Origin of the sequence: Rhodanobacter sp. Root480 (assembly GCF_001426645.1) — a bacterium.
GTDB lineage: Bacteria > Pseudomonadota > Gammaproteobacteria > Xanthomonadales > Rhodanobacteraceae > Rhodanobacter > Rhodanobacter ginsenosidimutans.
This window is the reverse complement of sequence record NZ_LMEX01000004.1, coordinates 299,321-318,400: the sequence shown is the minus strand read 5'-3', so window position 1 is coordinate 318,400 and position 19,080 is coordinate 299,321. Positions and strand designations below refer to the sequence as shown.

Genomic DNA, 19,080 nt, shown 5'->3' with positions numbered 1-19,080 from the left:
CCACAGTAGCGGGACGATCGTTGTTGGTGAAATGAAACCTTTATATGCCGCCGATAGCTTTCGACTATCAGGCCGTCGCCAGCAGTTATCATGCGCGGTTCGATGAATGCCTCCGACCCGCCCACTCCCGAATCCGCCGCCGATCCCGGCCTGCGCAAGCTGCGCCGGCAGCTGGATACCGTGGCCAGCCGCGACTTCGGCCGCCTGCTGGGTCGCTGGCGCACGCTGTCGCGCAAGCCCGATGAACACAAGGTGGCGGCGTTGCGCGCGGATATCGAGCGCTCGGCGGCAAAACGCCGCGCCCGCGTCGCCGCCAAGCCGGCGATCCGGCTGGATGAATCGCTGCCCATCAGCGCCCGCGGCGACGACATCGTCAAGCTGATCCGCGAGCACCAGGTGGTGGTGATCGCCGGCGAGACCGGCTCAGGAAAAACCACCCAGCTGCCCAAGCTGTGCCTGGCCGCCGGCCGCGGCGAGGCGGGCATGATCGGTTGCACCCAGCCGCGCCGGCTAGCCGCCCGTTCAGTGGCACGCCGCGTGGCCGAGGAGCTGGGCACGCCGGTAGGCGACATCGTGGGTTTCCAGGTGCGCTTCAACGACCAGGTGTCCGAACGCAGCCTGATCAAGTTCATGACCGATGGCATCCTGCTGGCCGAAACCCAGGGCGATCCGTGGCTCTCCGCGTACGACACGCTGATCATCGACGAGGCGCACGAACGCAGCCTCAACATCGATTTCCTGCTGGGCTACCTGAAACAGCTGGCGGCAAAGCGGCCGCAACTGAAGATCATCGTCACCTCGGCCACCATCGACACCGCGCGCTTTGCTGCGCATTTCGATGGCGCACCGGTGGTGGAAGTGGAAGGGCGCGCGTACCCGGTCGAAACCCGCTGGCGCCCGGTGGACCCTGTAGGAGCGACTTCAGTCGCGACAGGCGGCGAGAGGGAATCCGGGTCGCGGCTGAAGCCGCTCATACAGAAGACCTCGTTGCAGCAAGGCAGCGCCGAGCACATCGCCGCCGTGCTGGACGAAATCACCCACGACGACCCGCGCGGCGACGTGCTGGTCTTCCTGCCCGGCGAACGCGAGATCCGCGACGCGCACCAGCTGCTGTCGCGTCGCCAATACCGCGAAACGGAAATCATGCCGCTGTACGCACGGCTTTCCGCCGGCGACCAGGATCGCGTGTTCAGGCCCGGCACCAAACGTCGCGTGGTGCTGGCCACCAACGTGGCCGAAACCTCGCTCACCGTGCCGCGCATCCGCTACGTGATCGACACCGGCACCGCACGGGTGAAGCGCTACAGCCAGCGCAGCCAGCTCGAACGGCTGCACGTGGAGCCGGTTTCCCGGGCCGCCGCCGACCAGCGCAAGGGCCGCTGCGGCCGCGTGGGGCCGGGCATCTGCTACCGGCTGTACGACGAGGTGGATTTCGCCGGCCGCGCAGCGTTCACCGATCCGGAACTGCTGCGCTCATCGCTGGCCAACGTGATCCTGCGCATGCTGGCGCTGAAGCTAGGCGACGTGGAGCAGTTCCCCTTCCTCGACGCCCCCGATCCCCGCGTGGTGGCCGACGGCTATCGTCGCCTGGCGGAGATCGCCGCGATCGACGACGCGCGCAAGCTCACCGCCATCGGCCACACCCTGGCGCGGTTGCCGATCGACGTGCAACTGGCGCGCATGCTGGTGGAAGGCGAGAAGCTGCACAGCCTGCGCGAACTGCTGACCATCGTCTCCTTCCTCAGCGTCCAGGACCCGCGCGAACGCCCCGCCGACGCCCGCCAGCAGGCCGATACCGCGCATGCGCTGTTCGCCGACCCCAAGTCCGATTTCATCGGCGTGCTGAACCTGTGGCGCGCCTATCACGATGCCCACGAGGAACTGACCCAGTCGAAACTGCGCGACTGGTGCTCGCGGCATTTCCTCAGCTTCATACGCATGCGCGAATGGCGTGAGTTGCATCGGCAGTTGTTGCTGGTGGTGGCCGAGTTGGGCTGGCACCTTTCCTCCGCGATCCCGCCGGGCAAGGGGCCGGTTCCGCGAGATAGTGGAAAGAAGAAGCACGTCCCCCATGAAGCGCCACGCAAGCCCCGACCCCTCTCCTCAATCCTCTCCCCAGAGGGGAGAGGAGGCGAACGCGAAGAGCAGGTTGCTGATGAAAAAGACGCTGCGCGTCTTTTTGAATCCATCCACCGCTCGCTGCTCGCCGGCCTGCCCACCCAGGTCGGTCGCAAGGACGAGAAGGGCATCTACCAGAGCACCCGCGAGCGCAAGTTCCACGTCTTCCCCGGCTCGGCGCTGTCCAAGACGCCGCCGAACTGGATCTTCAGCGCGCAGATCCTGGACGTGGGCGGGCGCGTATGGGGCATGAGCAATGCGCGGGTCGAACCGCTGTGGATCGAACAGCAGGCCGCGCACCTGCTGCGCACCAGTTGCCGTGAGGCGCACTGGTCGAAAAAGCGCGGCTGCGTGGTGGCGTACGAACAGGTGAGCCTGTTCGGGCTGGTGCTGGTGGAGAAGCGGCCGGTGACGTTCCAGCGGCAGGACCCGGCGCTGGCCCACGCGATCTTCCTGCGCGAGGCGCTGGTGCGTGGCGACATCGACAGCAAATCGGATTTCGTGCGGGCCAACCAACGCGTGCTGGAAGAGGCGTTGGGCATTGAGGCAAAGCAGCGACGCGAAGGCTTGATCCGCCATGAAGATGATCTGGTGGCCTTCTTCGAAGGCAAGCTGCCCGAGGACATCGCCAGCAGCCGCGCGCTGGATGCGTGGTACCGCAAGGCGCGTCCCGCCGAGCAGGCGGCGCTGCGCTGGTCGCTGGATGATGTGATGGCCGGCGGCGCGGGGCTGGATGCGAAGGCGTTTCCCGCGTGGTTGGACATCCCACCGCAACGCTACAAACTCGAATACCGCTTCGTGCCCGGCGACGAGGCCGATGGCGTTACCCTGCACCTGCCGCTGGCGATGTTGAACGCGCTGCCCGCCGCGCGTTGCGAGTGGCTGGTGCCGGGCCTGCTCAGCGAAAAAGTGGCCGAGCTGATCCGCGGCCTGCCGAAAACCCTGCGCCGCAATTTCGTGCCCGCGCCGGATTTCGCCCGCGCCTTTGTCGAGGCCGAAGCGCCGCGCGACGCATCGCTGGCGAAGGTGCTGGCCGGTTTCCTGAAACGCACCACCGGCGTCGACATCGACGCGGCGGCTTTCGACGCGGTCGAGTTGCCTGCGCATTTCCTGATGCGCTATCGCCTGCACGAGGGCGATGCTGCTAAACCGGGCAAGACCATGGCCAGCGGCCGTGACCTGGCCGAGCTGCGCGGTCGCTGGGAAGGCCAGGCGCGGGAGGCGTTCTCGCGCAAGACCGACATCGAGCTGACTCGTGAGGACGTGGCCAGCTGGGATTTCGAGGAGATCCCCGCGCAGGTGCGCTCCGAGGGTGGCCTGGCCGCGTTCCCGGCCCTGGTGGACTTGGGTGAGACCGTGGCGCTGCGCGTGTTCGAGCGCAGCGACGAGGCGCGCGCAGCCCACCGGCAAGGCGTGGTGCGCTTGCTGCGCAACGCGCTGGCCAGTGAGGCGAAGCAGGCGCGCCGCCGCTTGCCGATCGCCAACCCGCTGTCGCTGAAGTACGCGCCGCTGGGCAGCATCGACAGCCTGCGCGAGGATCTGGTGGAAGGCGGCTTCACCGACCTGCTGTCGCGTCACGCACTGGATGCGCGCACCGCCGGCGATTTCGAAAAACTGCGCACGCAGTTGTCGCGCGAACTGTTCGGCGCCGCGGTGGATCGCCTGAAACTGGCCGAGCCGATCATCGAGGCGCAAGCCGATCTGAAGCCCTGGCTGCAGCCTCCGCTGATGGGCTTTGCCCGCGCCAGCTACGACGACCTGCACGAGCAGTTCGATGCGCTGCTCACGCCTGGATGCCTGCGCGAGCTGTCGCTGGAACGGCTGGCCCACTACCCGCGCTACCTGAAAGGCATGCGGTTGCGCGCCGAACGGCTGCGCCAGGACCCGGCCAAGGATCAGCAACGCATGCTGCAGGTGATGCCGTACTGGCGCGCCTACCTGCAACACCGCGCCGCCGGCGTCGATGCGCAGGCGCTGGCGGAACTGCGCTGGCTGATCGAGGAGTGGCGCGTGTCGCTGTTCGCCCAGGAACTGAAGACGGCCGAACCGGTGTCGGCGAAGCGCCTGGCCAAGGCGCTGGGGGTTCTGTAGGAGCGGCTTCAGCCGCGACGGGAAGTGCAGCGGTGCGTGGTCGCGGCTGAAGCCGCTCCTACAGGTGGGCGCGTTATCCCCGTTGCGACTTCAGCCGCTTCAGGATTTCCCCGCGCGCCTCGCGCAGGATCGAGTCGCGATCCAGGCTGGCCACGATGTCGGCGACGGCGCGCTTGGCGCCGGCGTCGCCCCAGGATTTGCCGCCGACCAGGTAGCGTTCGGCGGCGCGGCCGATCAGCACCGTGGCATACCAGCCCAGCGCGCCCTGCGCCGCGGCCGTCACCAGCACTGACAAGCCGGCGCTCATGCCCTTGAGCGCGGAAGCCACCAGTTGCATGCCCCAGATGGCGCCCATCAAGGCGGCCAGCTGCGCCGAGATCACCGCCACCAGCCGGCCGGATTCGGCACGCGTCAGCGGCAGGCCGTAGATGCGCGACAGCTGCACCACCATCGCCGCATCCAGCCCCGCAGCGGCCAGCAGGTCGGCCACGGGAATCGGGTTCAACGCCACCGCCACGCCCTTGGCCAGGCAGTAATGGCGGATCAGTCGGGTGGCGACTTGCTGCCGCGTCTGTGCGATGCGGGCGCTGACCTGGTCAGTGAGCCGGCCCGCATACAGGCCGGCGTTGATGGCCGACAGCGTCTTGCCCTCACGCGCGGCGATCGCCAGCAGGCGCTCGCGCAACGCCGCCACGTCCGGGGCAGGAGCGCGTTGGTGGACGGTTTCCTTGCCCTGCGCGTCGACGTCGACCACGCGTTGCGCCGCGGGTAACGCGGCCGCGGCCAGCACGTCGTCGGGGCGTACCAGGCCGGCCACGCGCTGGCGCAGATGATCCAGCAGGTCGGCCAGTTCATCGGCGCCGTAGCGATCGGCCTTGTTCAACGCCAGCAGCAGCGGGCGCTGGGTGGCGGCGAGGGTTTTCAGGGCGTCCAGTTCCTGCCGGGTGAGGTCGCCATCGCAGACGAACACCACCAGGTCGGCGATCTCGGCCACGTCGAAAGCCAGCCGCTCGCGCGCTTCGCCATCGAGTTCGTTGATGCCCGGCGTGTCGATCAACACCAGGCCGTCGTGTTGCGCCTCGTCCAGCAGCGCCTGGCCGGCCTCGGTAGTGGTGCCGTGCAGTACGCCCACGGGAAACGCCTGGTGACCGAGCAAGGCATTGCCCAGCGCCGACTTGCCCGCCGACACGCGGCCGAACACGGCGATGTGCAATTCGCCGCGCTCCAGTTTCGCCAGCATGCTTTCGATGCGAGCGAAATCCGCCGCCAGTTCGCTGCGTACCGCAGCGGGGATGGTGGGGTCGTCCAGCAGGCTGCGCAGGCTGTCGGCCACGCGCGACGACCCGCTGGACGTGCGGGCTTGCGGCGCTGTTTCAGGATCGCGCGGCGTTGGTCGGACGAGTCCGCGCAGGCGCTGCCACAAGCTGTCGATAGCCAATGCCGCGCGCCGTTATTTCGCGGTCAGTTGCAGATGCGCGGTGACCTTCACGTCGGCACCGATCACCGACGTATCGGCGTACTCGCCGCCGCCCACGCCGAAGTCGAGCCGATGCACCACGCCATCCACATCCAGCGTGGCGCCTTGGGCGGCCGGCTGGAACGTCACGTCGAGGCTTACCGGCTTGGTGACGCCGCGCAGCGTGAGTTTGCCGTCGGCGATGACCTGCGCGCCGTTGCGGCGGAAACCCGTGGTGACGAAGTGGGCGGTGGGGAATTTCGCCACGTCGAAGAAATCGCTGCCGGGCAGGGCGCTGTCGCGATCGCTGTCGCCGGTTTTCACGCTGGCCAGGGTCACCGTGACGTCGAACGCGGCATGGGCCAGGTCGGCAGGGTCGTAGCGTATGGCCGCGGTCCACGTGTCGAAATTGCCGTTGAAGGTTTCGCCCTGGAAGCTGCCGCTGAAACCCAGCTTGCTTGCGGCCGGTTGCACGGTGTAATCGGTGGCGGCGGCAAGGCCGGGAAAGGCCAGCGCCAGCAGCAGGGCGACAGATGACAGGACGGGGCGTTTCATCGGCGGTCTCCTTCGGTATCCGGAAGCGGGCGCGGGCGGCCGAACGGCAGCATCCTGCGCAACACATTGTCGTTGTCGAACACGTGGTGTTTCAACGCGGCGCCCACATGCGCCACCAGCACCAGCAGCAGAAACCAGAACAGGTACTCGTGCACACCGTGGGCGAAGTGGCGCAGCGTGTCGTCCTTCGGCACCAGCGCGGGCAGGTTGAACTGCTTGAACCATTGCAGCGGCTTGCCGGTGACCGAATTGAACCACCAGCCGCTGAGCGGTATCGCCACGATCAATGCGTACAAAAAAGCGTGCACCGCCCGCGCTGACCATTGTTGCCAGCGCGGTGCCGGCTCCTCAGGTGGCCGACCATCGAACCACCGCCACAACAGGCGCAGCAACGCCAGCGCCAGCACGGTGAGGCCGATGGATTTGTGCAGCGCCAGCCAGTTGATCTTCTGCATCGGTGAATGGGAGAGATCCATCAGCAGGCCGAATACGCCATTGCCCAGGATCGCCAGCGCGATCGTCCAGTGGAAGGCCTTGGCGATCGCGCCCCATCGATCGGTAGTGCTGCGCAGTGTCATGCGATGTCCTGCAGGCGGAAATGGATGGCCGAAGTCTGGCTGACGGGTAGTGAAGCTGCCAGTAGCAGATCGACGAACGGTGTGTTCCCCCCTGTGGGAGCGGCTTCAGCCGCGATGCTTCTGCTCTGGGGGGTCAAAAAACAGAAGCATCGCGACTGAAGTCGCTCCTACAGGTTCTTGGCGGGTGGTGGTGCGTCGCGCTCGCGCACGGCGTCGAGGGTGAGCGCGGCCAGCTGGCGCAGGCGCGGGCCGTCGGCGTCGGTGAGCAGGGCTTTCAGGCGGGCGCCGGCATCGTCCTGGTCGAGGGTGTTGCGTTCGGCCAGCGAGGCGGACAGCGCGCGGCCCATCGCGTCGAAAATCAGCGCGTAGGCGAAGGCGTGCAAGATGCCGCCGCCCAGCGTGCCCAGGCCGGGAAATGCCTTCAGCGCATTGCCAGCCACGGCCAGCACGATCGAGCTGCCGGTGCGCAGGGTGAGCCGGGCCTGGCGCACGAAATCCTCGATCTGCACATCGCTGACCGGCACCTCATGCAACTGGGCCAGGGCGCGAGTGAGGCCGGTGGCGAGCACACCCTGGATCACCAGGTCGCTGCCCGGCGCCACCGCGGCCAGCGCGCCGACTACGGCGCGGCGGGCGTATTTGCGCACGATGCGCTCGGCCTCCTCGGCGCGGCTTTGCGTTTCCAGCGCGCCGGTGCGTTGATGCAGGCCCGCCAGCACGGCGTTCTCGCGCCGGTTTTCCAGGCCTTTGGCGCCGCGGGCGGTGAGTCGGGCCAGGGCGCCCAGCAACGGTTCGATCGCCGGTTGGCGCTGGCGTTCGACGGTTTCGGTGCGGCCATCGGCCAGCGTGCGCTGGAAGCGCTCGCTGCCGCCGGCGCTGATCGCCAGCACCGCGCTGGCGATGCCACGCGACAACTGGCCCAGGTGGGCCAGCAACTGCTCGCGCTCGGTCGCGTCCCATTGGTCCGCCTTGTTCAGCACCAGCAGCAGCGGCTTGCCGAAGTCGGCCAGCCAGCGCAGTTCATCGGCCTGCTGGCGGTTGAGGTCGCCGGTGCACAGGTAGATCACCGCGTGCGCCCGCAGTGCCTCCTCGCGGGCCAGGGTTTCGTGCGCCTCGCCGCCGGCTTCGCGGCTGCCGGGCACATCGGCCAGCACCAGGGTGCGTCCGTCGGGCAACTGGCCGTCGTGGTGGCGCACCTCGCGCGTGGTGCCGCCGCGCACGTTGCTGGCGGCGATCGCCTGCGGCGCCAGCGCGCGGATCAGGCTGGATTTGCCGGTGGAGATTTCGCCGAACAGCGCCACGTAGACGCGCTCGCTGGCGCGGCGGCGGTCGAGTTCGGCCAGCTCGCTGCCCAGCGCGCCGGTGTCCGCGCCGCGGCTGCGCAATTGGTCGATCCGTTGCTCCAGGCTGCCGCGATCGGGTGCCGCCACCGGTCGGCGCTTGCGTCGCGGCCGCAGCAGCCACCACAGCACCGACAGGCCAGCCACGGCGAAGATCGTCAGCGTGCCGCCCAACGTCCATTGCAGCGCCGTCGGCAAGGCCAGAAAACGCTGCGCCAAGGCCAGCGCGCGCTCGGCAGCGGCAAACAGCAGCCACAGCAGCGCCGCCAGGGCCAGTGCAGTGAGCAGAAGTCGGAAGCGTCGGGGCATGCCGGCATTCTAGTGTGCATGCGCCCCGGTAACGGAGCGCCGGGGCCGCGGCACGGTGTCAGGCCGCACGCCGGACGCGTCGGCGCTCGCCGCATGTGGCCGCTTTTGGCATGATGGGCGCCGGGGAGGACATCCATGTTGGCAATGTTCCTGCGACACGCAGTGCGTGCGGCCGCCTTGCTGGTGCTTGCCGTGAACATGGCGTACGCCGCGTCGGCGTCCGCCACTACCGCGCCCGTCGCCGGTGCATCGGTTGTCGGCCCCCTGCCCACGCCGCAATTCCGTCGCTATGGCGTGGCCGATGGCCTGCCCAGCGGGCCGGTGTATTCGGTGGCGCAGGATCGCAACGGATTCATGTGGTTTGGCTCGTCGGCCGGGCTGGTGCGTTTCGACGGCGTCAGCTTCAAGACGTTTCGGCACTCGGACGCCGACCCCGGCTCGCTGCCGGCCAATACCACCTACGCCTTGTTCGTGGATTGCGAGAACCGTATCTGGGCCGGCGGCATTTCCACCGGGCTGATTTCCTACGATCAGCGCAGTGGCCGCTTTCGCCATTGGGAGCATGACGACGCGAAGCCGGACAGCCTCTCCGGCAACGAGGTGTGGAGCATCGCCGAAACCAGCGACGGCACGCTGTGGGTAGCCACCGACCATGGCCTGGACCGCCTGCGCGCCGACGGCAACGGCTTCGACCATCTCGCGCTGGACGCGGCGGGCGAACACGCCGCGGCGTTCGGCGAAACCCGCGCGTTGCTGGCCGATGCGGATGGACGGCTGTGGATAGGCGCCAGGCGCGGCCTGTTCCTGCGTCATGGCGACGGCACCATCAGCCGGGTGCCGATCGATCGATCATTCGAGGGCGACGTCGGCATGGCCTGGCATATCGAAGGCGGCCACGGCGAGGTTCGGGTGTCGATGACCGGCGGGTTGCTGATCATTGGCAGCGACGGCGTGGCGCGCCCCGTGGCGAACAAGGCGCTGGCCGCGCGGCGCATTCCCAGCAGCACGCGCGATGCACAGGGCCGGCTGTGGATCGGCACCATGGATGGCCTGCTGCTGGATACGGGCGAGGGCAAACTGCAGGCCATCGCCAGCCAGCCGCTGCTGCCGGGCGGGCTGCCGGGCAGCAAGATCTGGCAGACCGCGCTGGATCATGAAGGCGGCCTGTGGATCACCTTCGAGCAATCGAGCGTCGCCTACCTGCCGCCGGACTGGAACGGCTTCGCCCGTTTCACCCACGTGCCGGACGACCCGACCAGCCTGTCCAACATCGCCGCCTCGGCGATCCTGCTGGCGCGCGACGGCCAGTTGTGGGTGGGTGGCGAAAACGGCTGGGTCGACAAGCTGGACGCCACCACCGGCAAGGTCCAGCACGTGGTGCGCGGCGTGCGCGGGCAGATCGTGTGGCTGGCCGAGGATTTGCGCGGGCGCCTGTGGATCGCCAGCCCGGGCGAACTGCATCTGTTCGATCACGGCAAGCTGTCGCCCATCGATATCCACAAGGCCGGCATCATGCGGCCGGTGATGCTTTGCGCCGCCACCGACGGCCGCATCTACGTGGCGGCCTGGGGCGGCGGCGTCTTCGCCATCGACGCCGACAGTCGCGCCATATCGAAAATACCGATGGAGGACCCCACCGAGGATTCGGTGGCCGTCGACCAGATCGGCTGCTACGCCGATGGGCCTTGGTACGCCAGCGCCGACGGGCTGCGGCGCTGGGATCCGGCGTCACGGCAGATGGTGCTGGTTGACGGCGTGCCCAGGCATGAAATCCTCACGTTTGCGCGCGATGCCGGCGGCTTCTGGCTGGTGACGCGCCACAGCCTCGACCATTACCGCTACGCCGACGGCAAGGCCCGGCGCGACGACAGTGTCGACATCAGCGCGCAGCCGTTCGCGTCGGTGCTGACCGACCTGCGCATCGACCGGAGCGGGAATCTGTGGATGTTTGCCAATCCCGGTTTGTGGCGGATGGGCAAGGACAGCCGCCAGCTGAGGTCGTTTGGCCCGGCGCAGGGTTTGTCGAATGTGGAGTTCAACAGCGGCGCCGTGGCGGTCGCAGCCAACGGGATGATGTTTGCCGCCAACAGCGGTGGCGTGGTGGCATTCCAGCCGGCGCTTTTCCCCGCGGCGGTGCCCGCCGGCTCGCCGCCGCAGGTGACCCTGGCCAGCCTCAACGTGCAGCGTGATGGCGCCATCCACGCGCTGCCACGCGATGGTTCCGTGGTGCCGTTGCACTGGCGCGACCGCGATCTGCGCGTGGAAGTGCGCGTGGCCTCCTACGTCAACCCGGAGGCCAACCGCTACCGCTTCAAGCTGACCGGCTTCGACACCAGCTGGGTGGACGTGGACCATCGCGGCGAGCGCGATTTTGCCGGCCTGCCGGCGGGCGATTACAAGCTCGAGGTGATGGCGGCCGGCCCGGGCGGCGTATGGGGACACCTGGCCACGCCGTTGCGCATCCACGTGCAGGCGCCACCGTGGGCGCGCTGGTGGGCATGGGCCATCTACGTGGCGGTGCTGGCACTGGTGGGTGGCCTGGTCTTGCGCGGGTGGCGCAACCGCATGGCGCAGCGCTACCGCCTGCAGCTCATCGAGCAGCAACGCGAACTGGCCGAGCAGGCCAGCGCCGCCAAGACGCAGTTCCTGGCCACGCTCAGCCACGAGATACGCACGCCGATGACCGGCGTGATGGGCATGGCGGAGTTGCTGCTGAGTACGCCTCTCAATGCGCAACAGCACGATTACGCACAAGCCATGCAGCGCTCCGGCGGCATGTTGCTGAAGCTGCTCAATGATGCGCTGGACCTGGCCCGCATCGAGGCCGGCCGACTGGAGCTGGAGCTGGCGCCGTTCGACCCGCGCCAGCTGGTCACCGACGTGGCGCAACTGGAGCAGGGGCTGGCACAGGCCAAGGGCCTGCGCTTCGTGCTGCAGGTGGATGACGACCTGCCCGAACGGGTGGTCGGCGACGCGGTGCGGGTCAAGCAGATCCTGCTCAACCTGGCCAACAACGCGTTGAAGTTCACCCAGCGCGGCAGCGTGACGGTGCGGGCGCAGCGCTCGGCCGATGGCCTGCTTTTCAGCATCAGCGATACCGGCCCCGGCATCCCCGAAGCCAGCCAGGCGCGCCTGTTCGAACGGTTCGAACAGGAAGCAGGGCCGCAGCGGCGCGCCGGCAGCGGGCTGGGCCTGGCCATCTGCCGCGAACTGGCCGACATGATGGGCGGCAGCATCGAGCTGGAATCACGGGTGGCGCACGGCAGCATCTTCCGCGTGCGCCTGCCGCTGCCCGAACCGCCGCCGCTGGCGCCGTCGACGGTTGCCAGCCACCGCAGTGGCCAGGCGCGCCGGATACTGATGGTCGAAGACGACGCCATTGTCGCTGCCGTGCTGCGTGGGCTGCTGGAACAGCAGGGCCACGACGTCTGTCACGTGGCCAACGGCCTGGCGGCACTGGCCGAACTGCCGCATGCGCAGTTCGACGTGGTGCTGCTGGATCTGGACCTGCCCGGCGTGGACGGTTTCCAGATCGCGCGGCTGATCCGGCAACGCGAGCCGGCCGGTCAGCGTGTGCCGATCGTGGCGGTTACCGCGCGCTCGGGCAGCGGGGACGAAGCGCTGGCTCGCGCCGCAGGCATGGACGGCTTCTTGCGCAAGCCGGTCAGTGGCGAACAACTGGCCGATGCACTGGCCAATTTCGCGAAGGTCGACGTGGAAATCGAGCCCGGCTGATGGATCGGTCGGTCGGCGCCGGGAGGGATGGTGTGTGGGAGCGACTTCAGTCGCGATGCCTTTGTCCGGGGCCCCAAAGCAAGAGCATCGCGACTGAAGTCGCTGCCACAGGGCATGACGCTTACATGTCGAACTTGCGTACCTCGAAACCGCGCCGCTGGTATTCCTTCCAGCGCGTGCGCGAACCTTCGCGTGCGGACGGGTCGGCGGGCACCACCTCCAGCACGCGCTGGTAGTTGCCGGGCGCGCAGGCGTCACGCAGGTTCAGCACCAGCGGCCGGTCGGCGGTTTCCAGACCCAGCGGCACGATCAGCACCGCGGTCGTCGCGTCATCCTCGTCGCCGGCCAGCTGGTGCGGGATGAAACTGTCCTCGTCGAACGACCACAGCAATTCGTCGACCGCCTCGGCCTGGGCGAAATCGCGGGTCAGGATCAGCAGCGGCTGCTGCGCGGCAAACGCCTTCTTGGTCAGCTCGCACACCAGTAACAACGGTTGCTCGCGGAAGCGGGGTTTGTCGATCAGGTAGAAATCAGCGCGCATGGTGAGCAGGGAATGGGGAATGGAGAATAGGGGATGGTAGGAGCAAAGCCGGCGCGATGACACCGCCGGCTTCTCCATCCCCGATTTCCTATTCCCGATCCAACAGCCACTGCGCCAGCAACGCTACCGGCCGGCCTGTGGCCAGACCCTTGCGGCCTTCATCCCAGGCGGTGCCGGCGATGTCCAGATGGGCCCAGCGCTGGCCTTCGGTGAAGCGCGACAGGAAGCAGCCGGCGGTGACGGCGCCGGCGCTCTTGCCGCCGATGTTGGCGACATCGGCGAAGCCCGAGTCGAGCTGGCTCTGGTAGTCATCCCACAGCGGCAGCCGCCAGGCGCGGTCGAGGGTTTCCTCGCCGGCGGCCAGCAGTTCGGCGGCCAGGTCGTCGTGCTTGCTCATCAGGCCGCTGGCATGTTTGCCCAGCGCCACCACGCAGGCGCCGGTGAGCGTGGCTGCGTCGACCATGGCTTGCGGCTTGAATTGCTGTGCCGTCCAGGTCAGCGCGTCGCACAGGATCAGCCGGCCCTCGGCGTCGGTGTTGAGCACTTCGATGGTGAGGCCGGACAGGCTGGTCAGCACGTCGCTGGGACGATAGCTGTCGCCGCCGGGCATGTTCTCCACGCTGGGCACCACGCAGACCAGGTTGAGCTTCAGGCCCATCTTCACCGCGGCCACGAACGCGCCCAGCACGCCGGCGGCGCCGCCCATGTCGAACTTCATTTCCTCCATGCCGGCGCCGGGTTTCAGGCTGATGCCGCCGGAGTCGAAGGTGACGCCCTTGCCGACCAGCGCGTAGGGCTTGTCGCCGTCGCTGCCGCCCTTGTATTCCAGCGCAATCAATCGCGGCTTGTTGACCGAGCCGCGTGCCACCGCCAGCAGCGAGCCAAAGCCCAGCTTCTCCATCTCGACTTCATCGAGCACGGTGCAGCTGACCTGCGCCTGCCCGTTGGCGAAGGCCTGCGCCTGTTCGGCGATATGGATGGGGTTGCAGATGTTCGGCGGCAGGTTGGCCAGGTCGCGGGCGAAGCGCACGCCTTCAGCGATGGCGCGCGCCTGCTCCAATCCGCGCTGGGCATCGTCGCCGGCGGCGAAGGTGAGCGTGGCCAGCTTCGGCAGCGGGTTCTTGTCACGCGGCTTGAACGTGGCGGTGTAGCGATAGGCGGCGTAATCGGCCGCCAACGCGGCGATGCGTACACGCCAGGCGCTGTCGCGGCCGGGCACGTCCACCTCGGTGAGATACGACACCGCTTCAGTCACCGGCAACTTCGCCAGCGCACGTGCCGCGTCCATGCAGGCCTTGCGGAAGCGCGCGCCGTCGAACGATTTCTGTGCACCCAGGCCGACCACCAGGACGCGTTTTGCGGTGATGCCCGCCGGCGCGAAAAGCGTCACGCAATTGCCGGCCTTGCCGCTGATGTCGCCACTTTCCAGCTGGCTCTTGATGGCGCCTGCCGTAGCGGCATCGACCTGCGCTGCCGCGTTGCTGAGCACGCCGTGTTCGTACACACCGACCACTATGCAGGTGCTGTCGACGGTTTCGGGCGCGGCGGCGCCCAGGCTGAACTGCAATGTCATCGGAAGATTCCTGTGTGGGCCCGGCGCGGGCCGGACAGGCTAAACTCGCGGTTTGCCGGCCGGTCTGGGCACGGCTGGAGAGCGGGTTAGTTTATCGCATGCTGAGCATCCTCGACCGCTATTTCCTGCGTGAATTGGCGCAAACCGTGGCCGCCACCGTGGTGGTGCTGCTGGTGATCGTGGCCGGCAGCGCGTTCGCCCGCGTGCTGCAGCAAGTGGCCGGCGGCAGCTTTCCCGCCAGCGTGATGTTCCAGGTGCTGGGGCTGCGCACGCTCGACGGCCTCACCAACATGCTGCCGCTGGCCAGCTTCATCGGCGTGCTGATGGGCCTGGGCCGGATGTACCGCGAAAGCGAGATGCACGTGCTGGCGTCGTCAGGCATGGGCGCGAGCGGCTTGTTGAAGCCCGTGCTGCTGCTGAGTGGCGTGCTGGTATTGATCACCGCCGTGGTGTCGTTGTGGCTGGGGCCGTGGGCGGTGCGTACCAGCGACATGATGGTGGCCGCGGCCAACCGTTCGGTGATCGCGGTGGGGCTGGACGCGGGCCGCTTCACCGATCTGCCGGGCAAGGGCGGCATCATTTTCGTCGAGAGCCTGAACCGCGACGGCAGCCAGCTGGGACGCACGTTCGTGGCCACCCAGCGCGACAGCGACGGCCAGCCGCACATCAAGCTGGTCAGCGCGGCCAGCGGCCAGCTCTACCAGGAAAGCGATGGCGGCAATCGCTTCATCGCTTTCGAGAAGGGCTGGCAATACGACATCCCGCTGGGCACGGATGACTGGCGCAGCATGCACTACGCGCGCAACGACACTGCGCTTTCGGACGTGCAGGGCGATGAGGGCGACGACCCCGTGCACGCGCTGGACAGCTGGACGCTGGCCGGCACCGACGCCCCCGACGCGCGTGCCGAATTCGCCTGGCGCTCCAACGCGCCGGCGCTGACCCTGGTGCTGTTGCTGCTGGCGGTACCGCTGTCGCGGCAGAATCCGCGCGAACCACGTTACGGCCGGTTGCTGCTGGCGGTGATCATCTTCTACCTGTACTACCTGTTGCTGGCCATGGGCCGCGCGCAGATCGGCAAGGGTCACTGGCACAACCAGGCGCCGCTGTGGGGGCTGCATCTGCTGGTGGTGCTGTTCGCCGCATGGTTGCTGTGGAAGCAATACAGTCCACGGAAAATCGCCACCTCGCGGCCCGCAGCGGGGAACGCATGAGCACGTTCACGATCAAGCGGGTCGACCGGCTGGTGGGCATGAGCGTGCTCGGCTCGCTGCTGATGGTGTGGCTGGTGTTGACCGGTTTCGACGCCATGACCCAGCTGGTGCGCCAGCTGCACAACGTGGGCAAGAACGGCTACACGCTCAACAACGCCATCGTCTACGTGCTGGTGACCTTTCCCCGCCGCGCCTACGAGATGTTCGGCAACGCCGCCCTGATCGGCGGGCTGCTGGGTCTCGGTGGGCTGGCGTCGACGGGTGAACTGACCGCGTTGCGGGCGGCGGGCATGTCGCGCTTGCGCATCGCCGCATCGGCCGCCGGGGTGATCGGGGTGCTGATCGTCGGCGTGGTGGTGCTGGGCGAGACGGCCGCGCCGTGGGGTGACCAGCAGGCGCAGGCGATGCAGCTGCGGCTGAAGGCCGGCAACCTCGGCATGGCCACCAACAGCGGCCTGTGGGCGCGCGACGGCAACAACATCATCAACGCCAAGGCCGCCATGCTGAGCGCACGGGGCACCGTGCAACTGGCGGACGTACGCGTGTTCACCATGACCGACGACGGCCAGCTCAGCCGCTTCGACTGGGCGCGCACGGCCGAGCACGAAGGCAGCCAGTGGATGCTGCACGACGTGCGCAGCAGCGTGCTGGATGCGCAGGGCGTGCATACGCGCAAGAGCGACACCCAGTCGTGGCAGTCGAGCCTGGACCCGCAGGTGCTGGCGCAGAACATGATCCAGCCGCAGTACCTGTCGATGCGGGATCTGCTCAGCAACATGGCCTACAAGGAGCGCAACGGCGAAAGCCCCGGCAGTTACGCCGTGGCGTTCTGGGGCCGTGCCCTGTACCCGCTCAACGTGCTGGTGCTGGTGTTGTGCGCGATGCCGTTCGCGTTCGGCACGCTGCGTTCCGGCGGCCTGGGCAAGCGCATGTTCGTGGGGATGTTGCTGGCCATCGGCTGGTATTTCCTGCAACAGGCGCTGGTCAACTTCGGCACGGTTTACGGCGTGCCCGCCTTGCCGGCCAACCTGTTGCCCGCCATGGTGCTGGCGCTGGCCGCCTGGCTTTATTTCCGCCGCCACGCCTGATCCAACCCGTCTGCATGTCGACCGCGTGCGCCCACGCGGACATTTTTTTGCGGCCGTCTTTCGTTTATGAACGAAAGATAAACATCGACTTCGGCGCCTTGAGCAAGTTCACGACGCGACCACGCAGTAACAGGTGGAGCGACATTTCTGTCTGAAATCGCTTCCGCGGCACGTTCCATCGCTGTGCGCGTCTTCGTGCGCAGCCCGCGGGGCGGGCATGACGTGAACGCATCTGAAAAAGGGGTATCAAGTGCTGGTTTTTCGAGGGCATCGCGGCGGTTGCATGGCACCGCTGCGAGCTCATGCGCCCGACGGGCCGGCCACGTTGCGCCCAGTGAACAAGTTGCCCTTCCTCCGAGGAGACAAAAAGCATGGCCAAGCAGAGTAGTCAGAAATTCATCGCCAGAAATCGGGCGCCGCGCGTGCAGATCGAGTACGACGTCGAGGTTTACGGCGCGCAGAAAAAGGTCCAGGTGCCGTTCGTGATGGGCGTGATGTCGGACCTGTCCGGCGTCAACAACAGCGAGCTGCCGTCGATCGAGGAGCGCAAGGCGCTGGAGATCGACGTCGACAATTTCGACAACCGCCTGCAGTCGATGAAGCCGCGCGTGTCCTTTGCCGTGCCCAACACCTTGACCGGCGAAGGCAACCTCAACGTGGACATCACGTTCGAGAGCATGGACGACTTCTCCCCCGCCGCCGTGGCCCGCAAGGTCGCCCCCGTGGCCAAGCTGCTGGAGGCGCGCACCCAGCTCGCCAACCTCAGCACCTACATGGACGGCAAGGCCGGCGCGGAGAAGCTGATCGCCCAGGCCATCAACGACCCCGCACTGCTGCAATCGCTGGTATCGGCGGCCAAGCCCGCTGACACGGACGGAGAGTAAACACATGGCAACCGAAACACAGGCCGAACAGGGCGGCGCCACCGAAACCCTCGAAGCGGGCGACTTCGCCGCGCTGCTGAGCAAGGAATTCAAACCCAAGAGCGAGCGCGCCAAGGAGGAAGTCGAATCCGCCGTGCGCACGCTGGCCGAGCAGGTGCTGGGCAAGGCCGACATCGTTTCCGACGACGTCACCCAGACCATCAATGCCTACATCGCCGAGATCGACCGCAAGCTCAGCGAGCAGATCAACGAGATCATGCACCACGCCGATTTCCAGAAGCTGGAAAGCGCGTGGCGTGGCCTGCATCACCTGGTCAACAACACCGAGACCGACCAGCAGCTCAAGATCCGCGTGATGAACATCTCCAAGAAGGAGCTGGGCAAGACGCTGAAGCGCTACAAGGGCACCGCGTGGGACCAGAGCCCGATCTTCAAGAAGATGTACGAAGAGGAATACGGCCAGCTCGGCGGCGAGCCGTACGGCTGCCTGGTCGGCGACTACTACTTCGACCACAGCCCGCCCGACGTGGAATTGCTGAGCGGCATCGCCCAGGTGGCGGCGGCGGCGCATGCGCCGTTCATCGCGGCAGCCAACTCGTCGCTGATGGGCATGGACAGCTGGAACGAACTGTCCAATCCGCGCGACCTGGCCAAGGTGTTCTCCACGCCCGATTACGCCGCCTGGCGTTCGCTGCGCGAATCGGATGATTCCAAGTACCTGGCCCTGGCCATGCCGCGCACGCTGTCGCGCCTACCGTACGGCGCGGCCACCAACCCGGTCGAGGAATTCAACTTCGAGGAAAACACCGCCGGTGCCGATTCCTCCAAGTACACCTGGCAGAACGCGGCGTACTCGATGGCGGTCAACATCAACCGCTCGTTCAAGGCCTATGGCTGGTGCTCGCGTATCCGCGGCATCGAGTCCGGCGGCGCGGTGGAAGGCCTGCCGGCGCATACGTTCCCCACCGACGACGGCGGCGTGGACATGAAGTGCCCCACCGAGATCGCGATCACCGATCGCCGCTCGGCCGAGCTGGACAAGATGGGCCTGATGCCGCTGGTGCATCGCAAGAACTCCGACATGGCGGCTTTCATCAGCGCGCAGTCGCTGAACAAGCCCGAGGAGTACGACGATCCGGACGCGACCGCCAACGCGGCGCTGGGCGCGCGTCTGCCGTACATGTTCGCCTGCTGCCGCTTCGCGCATTACCTGAAGTGCATCGTGCGCGACAAGATCGGCTCGTTCAGCAGCCGCGAGCAGATGCAGAGCTGGCTGACCAACTGGGTCACCAACTACGTCGACGGCGACCCGGCCAACTCCAGCGAAGAGACCAAGGCGCGCAAGCCGTTGTCGGCGGCCGAGGTGGTGGTGGAGGAAGTGGAGGGCGCTCCGGGGTACTACACCTCGAAGTTCTACCTCAAGCCGCATTACCAGCTGGAAGGCCTGACCGTGTCGCTGCGGCTGGTTTCGCGCCTGCCCTCCGCTGCCAAGGCCTGATACCTCGGCAACGGGCAGCGTTTCAATGATGTACCCGCGACAGGAGCATCGATCGCGTCGAGCGCAGGTCTCGGTCGGACGGTATTCCTTTATCAATCAG

Annotated in this window: 12 protein-coding genes; 6 read left to right on the top strand and 6 right to left on the bottom strand. The window is 67.3% G+C overall.

From position 1 onward, the window contains the following. The first annotated feature begins 102 nt into the window (after positions 1-102). Positions 103-4,209 carry an ATP-dependent RNA helicase HrpA gene (gene hrpA, locus ASD22_RS15900; protein WP_056085612.1) on the top strand — a complete coding sequence of 1,369 codons (4,107 nt, stop codon included), beginning with the start codon at positions 103-105 and terminating at the stop codon, positions 4,207-4,209. Positions 4,210-4,282: 73 nt separating this feature from the next. Here hrpA and ASD22_RS15895 read toward each other — a convergent pair whose 3' ends face one another. From ASD22_RS15895 to ASD22_RS15880, 4 genes are all read right to left on the bottom strand, one after another. Beyond that, the gene (locus ASD22_RS15895; protein ID WP_056085520.1) at positions 4,283-5,647 is read right to left on the bottom strand and encodes a GTP-binding protein; all 1,365 of its coding nucleotides are present in this window, start codon (positions 5,645-5,647) and stop codon (positions 4,283-4,285) included. 12 nt (positions 5,648-5,659) lie between these two features. Beyond that, entirely contained in the window at positions 5,660-6,220 is a 561-nt protein-coding gene (locus ASD22_RS15890; RefSeq protein WP_056085519.1) for a YceI family protein, read from the bottom strand. Further along, a complete protein-coding gene (locus tag ASD22_RS15885) occupies positions 6,217-6,798 on the bottom strand; it encodes a cytochrome b (RefSeq protein ID WP_056085518.1) in 582 nt (193 codons plus the stop codon). Before ASD22_RS15885 ends, ASD22_RS15890 begins: the two co-directional genes overlap by 4 nt. Positions 6,799-6,965: 167 nt before the next feature. Then, positions 6,966-8,447, bottom strand: a complete 1,482-nt coding sequence (locus ASD22_RS15880; protein WP_056085517.1) for a GTPase — start codon at positions 8,445-8,447, stop codon at positions 6,966-6,968. 135 nt (positions 8,448-8,582) lie between these two features. On the opposite strand from ASD22_RS15880, the gene ASD22_RS15875 reads away from it, so the two are divergent. Continuing rightward, a complete protein-coding gene (locus tag ASD22_RS15875; RefSeq protein WP_056085516.1) occupies positions 8,583-12,182 on the top strand; it encodes a hybrid sensor histidine kinase/response regulator in 3,600 nt (1,199 codons plus the stop codon). A gap of 121 nt (positions 12,183-12,303) precedes the next feature. Here ASD22_RS15875 and ASD22_RS15870 read toward each other — a convergent pair whose 3' ends face one another. After that, complete coding sequence (locus tag ASD22_RS15870; protein ID WP_056085515.1) at positions 12,304-12,723, bottom strand: DNA polymerase III subunit chi; 420 nt, start codon at positions 12,721-12,723, stop codon at positions 12,304-12,306. Positions 12,724-12,811: 88 nt separating this feature from the next. Continuing rightward, positions 12,812-14,296 (bottom strand): leucyl aminopeptidase, encoded by a 1,485-nt coding sequence (locus ASD22_RS15865; RefSeq protein ID WP_056085514.1) that lies wholly within the window; start codon positions 14,294-14,296, stop codon positions 12,812-12,814. Positions 14,297-14,394: 98 nt separating this feature from the next. Between ASD22_RS15865 and lptF the strand changes: the two genes are divergently transcribed. From lptF to tssC, 4 genes are all read left to right on the top strand, one after another. Continuing rightward, on the top strand, positions 14,395-15,510 hold the full coding sequence (lptF, locus tag ASD22_RS15860) for an LPS export ABC transporter permease LptF (protein WP_056085513.1): 1,116 nt from the start codon (positions 14,395-14,397) through the stop codon (positions 15,508-15,510). Further along, positions 15,507-16,598 carry an LPS export ABC transporter permease LptG gene (lptG, locus tag ASD22_RS15855; protein ID WP_056085512.1) on the top strand — a complete coding sequence of 364 codons (1,092 nt, stop codon included), beginning with the start codon at positions 15,507-15,509 and terminating at the stop codon, positions 16,596-16,598. Before lptF ends, lptG begins: the two co-directional genes overlap by 4 nt. 371 nt (positions 16,599-16,969) lie before the next feature. Then, positions 16,970-17,482: a type VI secretion system contractile sheath small subunit gene (gene tssB, locus ASD22_RS15850; RefSeq protein WP_007080353.1), complete on the top strand. Its 513-nt coding sequence runs from the start codon at positions 16,970-16,972 to the stop codon at positions 17,480-17,482. Positions 17,483-17,486: 4 nt separating this feature from the next. Next, the gene (gene tssC / locus ASD22_RS15845) at positions 17,487-18,980 is read left to right on the top strand and encodes a type VI secretion system contractile sheath large subunit (RefSeq protein ID WP_056085511.1); all 1,494 of its coding nucleotides are present in this window, start codon (positions 17,487-17,489) and stop codon (positions 18,978-18,980) included. Positions 18,981-19,080: the final 100 nt, after the last annotated feature.